The sequence below is a fragment of the Mycobacterium sp. E802 genome (assembly GCF_001666875.1).
Taxonomy (GTDB): Bacteria; Actinomycetota; Actinomycetes; order Mycobacteriales; family Mycobacteriaceae; genus Mycobacterium.
Genome location: NZ_LZJD01000093.1, coordinates 44556 through 57508 on the forward strand (window position 1 = coordinate 44556; position 12953 = coordinate 57508).

The 12953-nt window shown below is 66.0% G+C and carries 8 protein-coding genes; 4 read left to right on the plus strand and 4 right to left on the minus strand.

The genetic code is table 11. The features are described from left to right. Positions 1-1296 carry a hypothetical protein gene (locus A5699_RS14150; RefSeq protein ID WP_142254155.1) on the minus strand — a complete coding sequence of 432 codons (1296 nt, stop codon included), beginning with the start codon at positions 1294-1296 and terminating at the stop codon, positions 1-3. A 618-nt stretch (positions 1297-1914) separates the two neighbouring features. On the opposite strand from A5699_RS14150, the gene A5699_RS14155 reads away from it, so the two are divergent. Beyond that, on the plus strand, positions 1915-3789 hold the full coding sequence (locus A5699_RS14155; protein ID WP_142254165.1) for an ABC transporter family substrate-binding protein: 1875 nt from the start codon (positions 1915-1917) through the stop codon (positions 3787-3789). Between the two features lie 56 nt (positions 3790-3845). Here A5699_RS14155 and A5699_RS14160 read toward each other — a convergent pair whose 3' ends face one another. Then, the gene (locus tag A5699_RS14160) at positions 3846-5105 is read right to left on the minus strand and encodes a hypothetical protein (protein WP_067770251.1); all 1260 of its coding nucleotides are present in this window, start codon (positions 5103-5105) and stop codon (positions 3846-3848) included. A 385-nt stretch (positions 5106-5490) separates the two neighbouring features. Further along, positions 5491-6828, minus strand: a complete 1338-nt coding sequence (locus A5699_RS14165) for a hypothetical protein (protein WP_142254156.1) — start codon at positions 6826-6828, stop codon at positions 5491-5493. Between the two features lie 551 nt (positions 6829-7379). Here A5699_RS14165 and mshB point away from each other — a divergent pair. Next, entirely contained in the window at positions 7380-8276 is an 897-nt protein-coding gene (mshB, locus tag A5699_RS14170) for an N-acetyl-1-D-myo-inositol-2-amino-2-deoxy-alpha-D-glucopyranoside deacetylase (RefSeq protein ID WP_067770255.1), read from the plus strand. Between the two features lie 83 nt (positions 8277-8359). Next, complete coding sequence (locus A5699_RS14175; protein WP_067770257.1) at positions 8360-8782, plus strand: hypothetical protein; 423 nt, start codon at positions 8360-8362, stop codon at positions 8780-8782. Between the two features lies 1 nt (position 8783). Here the strand turns inward: A5699_RS14175 and A5699_RS14180 are convergent, their stop codons facing one another. Next, entirely contained in the window at positions 8784-10109 is a 1326-nt protein-coding gene (locus A5699_RS14180; protein ID WP_157561248.1) for a hypothetical protein, read from the minus strand. A gap of 202 nt (positions 10110-10311) precedes the next feature. Here A5699_RS14180 and A5699_RS14185 point away from each other — a divergent pair, with 202 nt between their 5' ends. Next, positions 10312-12891, plus strand: coding sequence for a bifunctional FO biosynthesis protein CofGH (locus tag A5699_RS14185; protein WP_067770261.1), 2580 nt, complete (start codon positions 10312-10314; stop codon positions 12889-12891). The last annotated feature ends 62 nt before the right edge of the window (positions 12892-12953 follow it).

Sequence of the window (12953 nt, forward strand, 5' to 3'; positions counted from 1 at the left end):
TCAGGCCGCGTCGCTCTTGGAGTCGGTCTTCTTGTCGGCGCCGTCGTTCGTGGCGGCGGCACCGGTTGAGTCGTCGGCGGTGGTGGCTTTGCCCGGGGCCGGGCTGTCATTGCCGCCCTTGAAGCCGAACTTCTCCTTGAGCTGATCGACGGTCGTTTGGAGATTGGTCTCGGGCTTGGTCGTTGTCGACGTGTCCGAGCCCGCGGACACCGCGGTTCGGGCCTGGTGCGTGCTGAAGTTGAGGCTCTCGCGAAGCTGACTCCGCGTCTTCACCAGCGGTATCGCCTTCTCGATCGCGGGCTTCTTGACCTCCACCTTCTCCGTCGTGACGTCCTGTTTCGTGATGTCTTCCGACGCCGGCGGTGCCGTTTCGACATCGAGGCTGACGAACGTCTTCTGCGCGGGAGGTTCGTTCACCTTGCTGGTGACCGAGAGGTTTGGCGGATTGTTCGGATTCGCACTCGGGTCCACCCCGAGCGCCTCGCGGACGACTTCACGGACAGAGTTCGTCGCCTTCCACAACACGTCGTCCCGGAAGTCCTGGATACCGTCGGCCCGGTTGGGCAACAGCGCCTTCAGCCCGATGGGGATGGCCTGTTGGGTCGGGCCGGTGCCCATGAACGAGTCGGCCACCCACAGTGGTGCGCTGATGAAACTGTCGAGCATGTTGTAGACCGCGAGGTTGGGCTCCATGCCGCCGGCGATGTCGACGATCGCCTTGAGCGGTCCGAACGGGGCCAGCGCGAGGCCTTCCACCAGTCGATACCCGGAGTCGAGGGCGCCCGCAGCGAAACCGGCGAGCGGGGTGATCACGTCAAGGGGAGCGTCGGTGTCCGCGACCCCGATGAGGTCGGCGATCGATGATCGGAAATTTTCGGTCGCAGCCCACAGCACGTCGTTGCGGAAGCTCTGGATATCGTCGGCCTGGTCGGGGAACAGCGCCGCCAGGCCCTTGCCGGTGAGTGACGTTTGGTTGATGCCCAGGGCGGGATCGATGGCCCATAGCGGGGCGTCGATGACTTGACGGATCGAGTTGTAGAAGGCCTGTGGGTCGCCGTCGGCGATGGCGAGGGCAGCGGCGATGGCGGCCACTGGCAGCTGAGCGATGCCTTGGACGAGGCGCAGACCCGATTCGGTGAAACCCTCGAGCGCCGCGATCGGATCCGGTGTCGCCATGAGGTTGATGTCCGCAACATGCGCGGCTCGCAGCGCATCCGGGGCCTGCGCGCTGCCCGGTCCGACGGCCGGGCCTATGGTAATCGCGCCTGCCGCGAGTAACGCTGTTGCTGCTGTCATCGAGTGCTTCACGCCGACGTGCATAGTGCGTCCCCCTGGTGGTTTGGTTGCTCGGATTGCTCTGGTCCGAAGCTGACGGAGCTGACGATAGTGTCAACCTGAGAATTTCTCAGGAAAATTAAAGATTTTGCATACAGAAGCACCGTCCGGTTGTTCAGGTCGTCTGGCAAGTTGCGTCATGCAACGGAAAGGCGTGGACCCCGGTGTCATCGGTTTAGCTGGAGAACAAGGGGTACGCGGAAACTTCGTGTGGGGCGTGATTCGCCGGTCAGCACGGCTCGGCAATGCCCCGTTAAATCTGCTGGAAATATCTGCATCGATGAGGAGGGTGCGCCGGCATCGCCGCCACCTGAAGCGGGTTGATCGCTCTTTGCGGATGTTTGCGGTGTCGAGCCATAGGCCCGCTCGGGGCGCCCTGTGCTGATGCACAGCAACCTCGGGGAAGGTTTCGCACCGGTCCAGTCCCGGGCGGTCAAAGTGAATCCATGGTGATGTGTCGGGCGATTTTGCGCAGCGCGTTCACACGCGCGATGCATGCTGGCCACCATTTTGCGGATCGAGAGATCGGGACGGACTGTCGGTGCGCGGCACGGGTGGCTTGAGCCGGTCGATACCCTGATTGGCGTGCCGACCCCCCGCCGCCGCGCCCATCTGACGATCGGGGCGCTCGTATCGGTGCCGGCGCTCCTGTTCAGCGGTTGCACGGTGAGCCCGCCACCGGCCCCGCAGAGCACCGAGACCAGTGAGGTCACGCCGCCGCCGCCGATGAAGGCGACGCAGATCATCATGGCCATCGATTCGATCGGGCCGGGGTTCAACCCGCACCTGCTGTCCGATCAGTCCCCGGTGAACGCCGCGGTGGCCTCGATGGTGCTGCCAAGTTCCTTCCGCCCGGTGCCCGACCCGAAGTCCCCGACCGGTTCGCGCTGGGAACTCGATCCCACCCTGCTCGAATCGGCTGAAGTGACGAGCGAGAATCCGTTCACCGTCACCTACAAGATCCGTCCCGAGGCGCAGTGGACCGACAACGCGCCGATCGCTGCCGACGATTACTGGTATCTGTGGCGTCAAATGGTCAGCCAGCCAGGCGTTGTCGATCCGGCCGGGTACGACCTGATCACCGGCGTGCAATCGGTCGAGGGCGGCAAACAGGCCGTGGTGACCTTCTCTCAGCCCTATCCGGCCTGGCGCGAGCTGTTCAATGACATCCTGCCGGCCCACATCGTCAAGGACATTCCCGGTGGCTTCGGTGCCGGGCTGGCCCGGGCGCTGCCCGTCACCGGCGGACAGTTCCGGGTGGAAAGTATCGACCCACAGCGCGACGAGATCCTGCTCGCCCGCAACGACCGGTACTGGAGTGTGCCGGCCAAGCCGGATCTGGTGTTGTTCCGCCGGGGCGGCGCACCGGCCGCACTGGCCGACTCGATCCGCAACGGCGATACCCAGGTGGCCCAAGTCCACGGTGGCGCAGCTACTTTCGCGCAGCTGAGTGCCATCCCCGATGTCCGTACCGCGCGGATCGTCACCCCGCGGGTGATGCAGCTGACGTTGCGCGGCCAGCAGCCCGCCTTGGCGGAAGTCCAGGTGCGGAAGGCCATCCTGGGTCTGATCGACGTCGACCTGCTGGCCTCGGTGGGTGCGGGGGACGACAACACCGTGACCTTGGCGCAGGCCCAGGTGCGCTCCCCGTCGGATCCGGGCTACGTGCCGACGGCGCCTCCGGCGATGTCGCGGGAGGCCGCACTGGATCTGTTGCGCGCCTCGGGTTACCAGGTGGAGCCGGCTGAGCCGCCGGCGCCTGGCGCGCCGGCCGAACCGGCCAACGAGAGGCAGCGCATCACCAAGGACGGTGCGGTCTTGTCTTTGGTCCTGGGGGTGGCATCCAATGATCCGACCTCGATAGCGGTGGCCAACACCGCCGCCGACCAACTGCGCAACGTCGGTATCGACGCCTCGGTGCTGGCCCTCGATCCCGTTGCGCTGTATGGCGAGGCGCTGACCAACAACCGGGTGGACGCCGTCGTCGGCTGGCGTCAGGCCGGAGGGGATCTGGCGACCAGCCTTGCGTCGCGCTACGGCTGCCGGGCCCTGGAGGCGACAGCGGTCTCGACCGCGGTGCCCGGGGTGCCACCGTCGCCGACTTCCAAGCCGACCACCAGTGCTGCGCCCGCCACACCGACTACCACCCCGACGCCGACCCAACCGGCGCCGGCCCCTGATTCCGATGCCCTGGTGCAGGCGCCGAGCAACATCACCGGCATCTGCGATCGCAGCATGCAGCCGAAAATCGATGCCGCACTGGAGGGTTCGGAAAACATCGCCGAGGTCATCCAGGCTGTCGAGCCACGGCTGTGGAACATGTCGACGGTATTGCCGATCCTGCAGGACACCACGATCGTCGCGGCCGGCCCCAGCGTGCAGAACGTGAGCCTGACCGGCGCTGTACCCGTCGGCATCGTCGGTGATGCCGGCGACTGGACCAAGACCAGATGACAGCTCAGCGGGCCCCGCGGAATCGATCCGTCGAGGCCCGCTGAACCGGTCGTGAATCAGGCCGCGTCGCCGGAGCGGGAGCTGGAGGTCTTGGCCGACGACCGTGACTTCGTCGTCCGGCTCTTGTCCGCCTTGCCCGCCTTGTCCGTCTTACCGGACTTGCCGGTCAACCCTTCGGCAGCGTTCTTCAACCCTTTGGTCATCCCCTTGACGGTGCCCTGAATGCCTTCGCGTACTCCGGTGACCATCTTCACGCGCTTGTTCATCATGGTTGCGGTTTTGCCCGGTTCAGTTTCGAGGCTCTGCTTCGCCTCTCCCGTCTCGTCGGCCGTCGGGGTCGCGGGCGCCTCGGAGTCCTCGGAGGCCCCGGACGCCTTGCTGACCGCCTCGCTGTCGGCTGCGGATTGCGATAGGGCGCCGCCGGTTTCGGCGGCCGGGATGGTCTTTGCGACTGCCGGGGCGACGTCGAGGGTGACCAGTTTGGCTGTCGACCGCACGGTCGCGTCGGCGGCGGGGGGAGTGATCGCGGCGGCGATCATGTCGCGGGCTTGCCGCAGGGTCGACAACAGACCGAGACCCGGACCGAGCACACCGCCGCCGAACGCGTCGCCGTTGAGCAGCGCGTCGGTGATGACGGCGGGGCCGCTGAGCAGCGCGTTGACGGCACCGATCGGATCGGCCGTCCGGATCGAGTCGAGGATGTCCTGCCCGACATTGCCCGCGGCGGTGACCGTCACGTAGCCGACGTTGATCGCCCCCAGCACCGGATAGAGGATGGCAAGTTGGGTGTCCACCACATTGAGCAAGTTCTGTATCGGCTGCCTGATGGCCGCGGTGATCGGCTCCAGTAGCGGTAGCGCCGCGTTCAACACGGGACTGAGAAGTGCACTCCAGGCATTCGCCACCGCGCCGTTGATGTTGCCGGCCAACAAATCTGACACGGCAAGCTGCAATTGGGCCGGGATCCCGACCGGATTGGCCGGGTCGAGGATGGCCGCAAGTCCCTCGCCGGCTCCCTGAAGTCCTTCGAAGAGCGAACTGGCGGTGGCGAGTTGGTTCGAGATGACCTGCAACAGTACCGGTGCCGGGTCGGTGATCTCGGTGTCGATGAGGGTAGACACGTTGGCGATGGTGTTCGAGAACAGTTGCGCGTAGGCCTCGATGGGGTCGGCCGCTGCCGACAGGTTCACCTGAGCCGAGGTGATGGCCGGAACGGAGATGTCCGGCATCGGTGGCGCCACCGGACTCATGGCAATGGCGCCGGCCCCGACCAGCGCGACACCGGCGGCGAGATAGGGATGGGCTGCGGCTTGCATGGCTTCTCCTCCAGATAGATGCAATCCCCGACGGGCGAGAAGCTACCTGAGAGTAAGTTTACAAATTCATAGATTTTGAAAACCGAAATCTGGCGATCGCCGACCGGCTAATCGAGTCGTACGCAACGTGAAATAGCTAGGCGCGCAAGGAATTTAGGGGTGCATCGGGGATGGCGGTGGCAAACCAGCGCTGATCCTGCCGTCATCCATGACTGCGACTTCGCCAGGTGATTGTCTGAGCAAGCAAATGTCGTGAGTTGCCATTTTGCCTCGATGGGAGCCGGCAGCGTTCCGATGCCGCCCAAACCTGAGTCGCGGCTGAGATCTTCCGAAGAAGCGCAGGCCCCTCCGCGCTTGCGGAGGGGCCTGCGGGTGGCGCGTGTGGTTACTTGTCGTCGGAGCCCTTGGCGGAGGCGCTCGACGAAGCCTTCTTCTCCGTGGCCTTCTTGGTGATCTTGTCCTTCTTCAGTCCACTGGTCAACTTCTTGACCGCCGACTTCACCTGGTCCCCAACGGCCTTGGCGGAGGTCGCCTTCGTCTGTGCCTTGACGGCCTTAGGCGATGCCTTAGTCGACAGCTTGGTGACGCCCGTCGTGGCATCGTCGGCGGTGTCGCCCTCGGCGGCGGCGTCGGTGTCAGAAGTGGCGTCGGCCTTAGCGATCGGGGCAGACTCCGCCTTCTCGGCCTGGGCGGCGGCCGGCTTCGATTCGGTGGTGATCGCTGCGGCGGGTGCGTCAGCGACGCGGGCCGTCAGAGCCTTGGCCGGTGCCACATCAAGCGTCACTGCGGTGGGGGCGGCGACCAGGGTCGTGTTCACCGCAGCCGCCTCGGGCGTAGCCGTCAGGCCCGGAAGATTGCGGAAGAGGTTGCCGCGGTCCGCGCCGGGTGTCTTGATCGAGTCGGCGATGTTGGACAGTGTCTTGATCATCGTGGCGACCGCGCCGCCGGGTAGCCATCCTTCTGCGGCCGTGAGGAAGCCGGCGGAGTGAGAGCCTGCGACGTCGTATCCGTTGAGGAAGGCGCCAGTGACTGTGGCTGGCGTATTGAGCAGCGCCGTGGCGAACTCTGCCAAGTCGGCGGACTTCGCCGCGCTGACGATGCTGTCGATGCTGTGGCCGGTGGCGGCGGCGGTGGCCATCAACGGAGTCAGGAGTCCGTTGGCCAGCAGCGCAGGCACATTGTCGTTCACCTTGGCGACGAACTGGCCCAGGTTGACGAAGGGCTGGGCGATCGCCGGCCACGCCTGGCCGATTCCTGTTTGGAGCGGCAGGGCCAGCAGCACGAGGCTCGATACCACGCCGCCCAGGCCGTTCTCGAAATCGCCGGCAGCGATCAGATCGAGGGAGTCCTTGAACGCGTTGGTAAAGCTGGCCCACCCCTCAGTTCCCAAGGCTTCTTTGAGTCCGTTGATCGTTGTTTGCGCCGCCCCGTTCAGCACATTCACGGTGTGCAGCTGGTTGGCGATGATCTGCGTGAGAATCGGGGCCGGGTCGGCGGCTATCTGCTGGCCCAGGCCGTCGATGTTCTCGAAGGCTGCTCCGATGACCTCGGCCCACAATTCGAGGGGATTGGCCTGGGCGGACAGCGCTACCGAGGCCGATGACACCTGAATCGCCGGAAGGTGGACGTCTGGCGCAGGCGGCGCCATGGGGCTGACTGCGATGGCGCTGGCACCGACGAGTGCCACCCCCGCGGCCAAGTACGACCGAGCAGCGAGTTGCATTGAATCTCCTTACGGGAGCGTAACTAGGGCGGCGCAGAAGTTACCCGAAAGTAAGTTCAGTTGTCTGCAAAGACTTGAAACTTTTTCCTTGCTTACCAGAACGGTCGTACTGCTCGGCAAACGTCGCGAAACAACCGGCTGTACCGCAGGTAGCCGGGATTTTACATCGACATACCACATTGTTGCGATACCGCAAGTATCGATATGTGGGCGCCCTGGATGGGCTGTGTAGCAAATACATGACTGAAGCTGACAACAATTTGCCAGCGAACGGCCCGCGAATAGGTGCGATCAGGTTACCCAGCGGTAATGGGAGCGTCTCGCCGGCTCGACAGTTAGCGCGAGCACATTAGACATAAGGGTGTGACGTGTAAAACAACGGACCTGGCGATGCGACGCAGAGCACTTGCGATGCCGGGGCGAGTCGCCTCCGCCAGCGCTTGCATCAGCAACTAACTGGCAGCGTCGGTCAGGTACAAAAAATACGGATTTCGTTGTGGCTTCCGCCCGGTCCCGCGGCGGCCGCCGATACGCGACTATCGTTCTTCACGATGCCCAACGAAGCGCCACGCCTGCTTTTTGTCCACGCTCACCCGGATGACGAAACCCTCACCACCGGCGGCACAATCGCGCATTACGCCGCCCTGGGCGCCGATGTGCAGGTGGTGACCTGCACCCTCGGGGAAGAGGGTGAGGTGATCGGCGACCAGTACGCGCAATTGGCCGTCGACCACGCCGACCAACTCGGCGGGTACCGGATCAGCGAGCTCACCAAGGCGCTGGGCGCACTCGGCCTCGAAGCGCCACGATTCCTCGGCGGCCCGGGCCACTGGCGTGACTCCGGTATGGAAGGTACGCCGGGGCGCAAACACCGTCGTTTCATCGATGCCGACATGGACGAGGCCGTCGGTGAACTCGTGACGATCATCGAAGAGCTGCGTCCGCACGTCGTCGTCACCTACGACCCCGACGGCGGTTACGGACACCCCGACCACAAACAAGCCCATCGCGTCACCACGGCGGCGGTCGCGGCGGCTGCCGAAAGCGGCTGGTCCGTTCCGAAGTTCTACTGGACGGTCATGGCCAGCACGGCCATGCGGGCCGGACTCACAGGTCTGCACGATGTGCCCGAGGACTGGATTCGGATCGACGTCGGCGATGTTCCGTTCGGTTACCCGGACGACCGGATCGACGCCGTCGTTGACGTCACCGCGCAGCTGCCGGCCAAGGTGGCCGCGATGCGCGCGCACGCCACGCAGGTCACCGTCGCCACTACGGGTGAGGCTTTCGCTCTGTCCAACAAACTCGCCCTGCCGATCCTCGGTGAGGAGCACTACGTGCTTGTTTCGGGCGAGGCGGGGGAGCGGAACGGTCAGGGCTGGGAAACCGACCTGCTGGCCGGACTGAACCTGGAATGGACGAAACCGGACGCGGTAAGCTCCTCCTGAATCAGAGGCGTCGAAGGGACATTCATGGACCCCGATCTGGATCCGAACCTGCAGCACTGGCAGGACCGTGCGGACAACTTCCAGTGGGTGGTGGGTTCGCTGGTTGGTCTGCTCGACAGCATTCCGACCTGACTCCGCCCTCAGACCTCGTGCTGGGTCGCATCGTCCTGGCACTGCTCGCGGTTGACGGCGTCATTTCCGCCGTCGTAGGTGCATTACTGCTGCCGTCATACGTCGGCTCGATCCCGTTTCCGGTTAGTGCACTGGCCTCCGGTGCACTCAACGCCGCGCTGGTGTGGGCGGCCATGCACTGGACCGATTCCATGCGAATCGCGGCACTGCCGCTGTGGACCTGGCTGGCCACCGTCGTTTTGATGACATTCGGCGGCCCCGGGGAAGACCTGATCTTCGCCGGTCGCGGGCTGATGGCCTACAGCTCACTGATATTCATCGTGGTCGGTGCCTTGCCGGCGGTGGCGATGCTGCGCCGGCGTCACCGCCGCTGACTTACTTGTTGTCGCCGGACTTCTTGCCGCCGGCGGTCTTGGACTTGCCGCGCTCCGACGTGGCCTTCTTCGCGTTGGTGTCGGTCCTGTCGGCCCGGTGCGCGCCCGACCTGTCGCGGGCAGCCTTGAACGCCGAACGCACGCTGTCGGTGGCCTTTTTCACGTCCGCCGCGGTGTTGCCGACGGCGCCGCGGAGACCATCGCGCCCGGAGCGCACCACGTGGGCTCGCCGCGTGTCCGGCCCCGTCTGCTCGATCTCTGTGACGACGGTGTCCGATTCGGACTGGGTGTTGTCGACGGCTGCGTCCGGCCCGGCGCCGCGCAGAGACTGGCTGACGACATCTGGCACGACGGCGGCGCCGTGCTTCTGTGCGGTCTTGAGCTTCACGGCGTCGGTGGCCTGTTCGAATTGCGCATCGGCGTAGCCGGAAACGGCCTTGATGGTGTCGGCCACGCCGGTCGCGAGCTTCTTCGAAGCTTCCTCGGTGCCCTCGACGGCGTTCCCGACGGCTTGGACGACCGGATTCTCATCGGCTGCGGTGGTGCCCTCGGCCAGCCGGCCAGGAAGATTCTTGATCGCGGTGGCGAAGTCCTCACCGGCCTTGGTGAGCGCGTCGGTGAGGGAGGCGAGCGGATTCTGGATCGCTCCCGCCAGCGTGGTCGCCGGTGCGGCCAGGGTGCTGGCCAGGAACGGCCCTTGCAACGGCGGGCGCGGAGGCAACGGGATCGGCGGGAGCGGAATGAACGTGTTCACCACATCCAGGCCCAGCCACGCGACAGCCAGGACGGCATCGGCGCCGAAGTCGGCGAGGTTGGTCACGATCCCGCCGTCACCGCGCAGCCAGTCGGTGAAGTTGTAGACGCCACTGGCGACGAGGGACTCACCGAATGTGTAGCCATCCATGAGCAGGCCGCCTGCGACCCAGCCGACCCATGGGACCCAGCCGAGGATGGAGGCCGCCACCTCGAAGCCGTACTGAACCCACGGCTCGATATCCCCGTACAGCTGATCGATCGTGTTGGCCAGATTGGGCGCGATGGCAATCGCGGTGGGCTGTGGGGTAACCGGTGCCGTCGTCGCGGCAGCCGGGGCCACGCTCAACGCCGGGGCACCGCCGGAGGACGGCTTGGGCGTGACCGCGGCGGTCATCCGGCTCGCCGCGGCGAGCAGATCGATCATGGCTTGAGACAGCTGGGGCTGCGTGGAGGTGGGGTGAGCGGGGACGGCGATATCGGCCGGAGCGACGTGAATCGGGGTCACAGCAATGGCTGTCGCGGTGGCCGCGGCGGCTCCCGCAACCAGATACGAACGGACGGATATGGGCATCGCGGCTCCCCTCGGCTCCCCTTCCCGATGGAAACAACTTACTTGGTCGCCAACCTGTTCGTTGCTCCTTTAGAGTCTGTGTCCCGGAAGGGCCCCGCACTCGCCTGATGGCCTGGGTCTACTGTGGCCGATATGGCGGGCGCATTGGTTTCAGAATGTGAGACGCGTGGATGATTGTGCACACCGACGGGGTTACACGGGAGTGGCTCTGAACCCCCAGCACGGCGCCGATCTGCCCACCCCGGCCGTCCCACCGAAGTCTGCAGCGCCTACATCAGGGGCCCTGCGGCGCGTGCTGCGCCGCGCCCGCGACGGCGTGACCCTCAACGTCGACGAGGCCGCCATCGCGATGACGGCCCGTGGTGAGGATCTGGCCGATCTGTGCGCCAGTGCGGCCCGGGTGCGTGACGCCGGCTTGGAATCGGCCGGCCGCCGCGGCGCCGCGGGGCGGTTGCCGGTGAGCTACTCGCGCAAGGTGTTCATCCCGGTGACGCATTTGTGCCGCGACACCTGCCATTACTGCACCTTTGTCACCGTGCCCGGAAAGCTGCGGGCGCAGGGCGTGGGCATGTACATGGAGCCCGACGAGATTCTCGACGTGGCCCGGCGCGGCGCGGAGTTGGGTTGCAAGGAGGCGCTTTTCACCCTGGGGGACCGGCCGGAGGCGCGTTGGGACGAGGCTCGGCAGTGGCTCGACGAGCGTGGCTATGACTCCACGCTGGATTATGTGCGGGCGATGGCGATTCGGGTGTTGGAGGAGACCGGCCTCTTGCCGCACCTGAACCCCGGCGTGATGAGCTGGTCGGAGCTGTCTCGCCTCAAGCCGGTCGCACCGTCGATGGGCATGATGCTGGAGACCACGTCGCGGCGCCTGTTCGAGGTCAAGGGCGAGGCGCACTACGGCAGCCCGGACAAGGATCCGGCGGTGCGCCTGCGCACATTGGATGATGCCGGCCGGTTGTCGATTCCGTTCACCACGGGTCTGCTGGTCGGCATCGGCGAGACGCTGACCGAACGTGCCGAGACGATGCACGCGATCCGCAAGTCCCACAAAGAGTTCGGTCATGTGCAGGAAGTCATCGTGCAGAACTTCCGGGCCAAGGACCACACGGCGATGGCCTCGACGCCGGATGCCGGGATCGACGATTTCCTGGCGACCATCGCGGTGACACGCTTGGTGCTCGGGCCCAAGATGCGGATCCAGGCCCCACCGAACCTGGTGTCCCGTGACGAATGCCTGGCGCTGATCGGCGCCGGGGTCGACGACTGGGGTGGGGTGTCCCCGCTGACCCCCGATCACGTCAACCCCGAACGCCCCTGGCCGGCCCTGGACGATCTGGCCGACGTCACCGCCGAGGCCGGGTATGACCTGGTGCAACGGCTCACCGCCCAACCGCAGTATGTGCAGGCCGGTGCGGCGTGGATTGATCCGCGGGTGCGTGGGCATGTCGATGCGCTGGCCGATCCCGACACCGGGTTTGCCCTCGACGTCGACCCGGTGGGGCGGCCGTGGCAGGAGCCCGACGAGGCCTCCGAATCGTTGGGCCGCATCGATCTGCATGCCGCGATCGACTCCGAGGGCCGGCTCACGGAGACCCGCAGTGACCTCGACAGCGCGTTCGGCGATTGGGAGTCGATCCGCGCCAAGGTGCACGAGCTGGCCGCCCGCGCCCCCGAACGCATCGACACCGATGTGCTGGCCGCCCTGCGATCCGCCGAGCGTGATCCGGGTGGCTGCAGTGACGACGAGTACCTCGCGCTGGCTACCGCGGACGGGCCGGCATTGGAAGCCGTTACCGCGCTGGCTGATTCGCTGCGCCGCGACGTGGTCGGCGATGACGTGACGTTCGTCGTCAACCGCAACATCAACTTCACCAACATCTGCTACACCGGTTGCCGGTTCTGCGCGTTCGCCCAACGCAAAGGCGACGCCGACGCCTATTCGCTGTCCACCGACGAGGTCGCAGACCGAGCCTGGGAGGCACACGTCGCCGGGGCGACCGAGGTGTGCATGCAGGGCGGCATCGACCCAGAGCTGCCGGTCACCGGTTATGCCGATCTGGTGCGCGCGGTCAAGGCCCGGGTGCCGTCGATGCACGTGCACGCCTTCTCGCCGATGGAGATCGCCAACGGCGTGACCCGCAGCGGGCTGTCGGTGCGGGAGTGGCTGACCTCGCTGCGAGAGGCGGGCCTGGACACCATTCCCGGCACGGCCGCCGAGATCCTCGACGACGAGGTCCGCTGGGTGCTCACCAAGGGCAAGCTGCCGACCTCGGAGTGGATCAACGTGGTGACCACCGCGCACGAGGTGGGGCTGCGATCGTCGTCGACGATGATGTACGGCCACGTCGACACCCCCAAACACTGGGTCGGACATCTCAACGTGCTGCGTTCGATCCAGGACCGCACGGGCGGGTTCACCGAGTTTGTCCCGCTGCCGTTCGTGCACCAGTCCTCACCGCTGTATCTGGCCGGTGGGGCGCGGCCGGGCCCGACCCACCGCGACAACCGGGCCGTGCATGCGCTGGCTCGGATCATGTTGCACGGCAGGATCTCTCACATCCAGACGTCGTGGGTCAAGCTCGGCGTCGAGCGCACCCAGGTGATGCTGCGCGGCGGTGCCAACGATCTGGGCGGGACGTTGATGGAGGAGACCATCTCGCGGATGGCCGGCTCGGAGAACGGCTCGGCCAAGACCGTGGCCGAGCTGGTCGCGATCGCCGAAGGCATCGGCCGCCCCGCCCGTCAACGCACCACCGATTACTCACCTCTGGCTGCCTGACCCCACCCCGCGGGGTCCCCCTTGCCCCGCGAGCGTGCGTGTCTGCTGCCCGCCACGCCGTA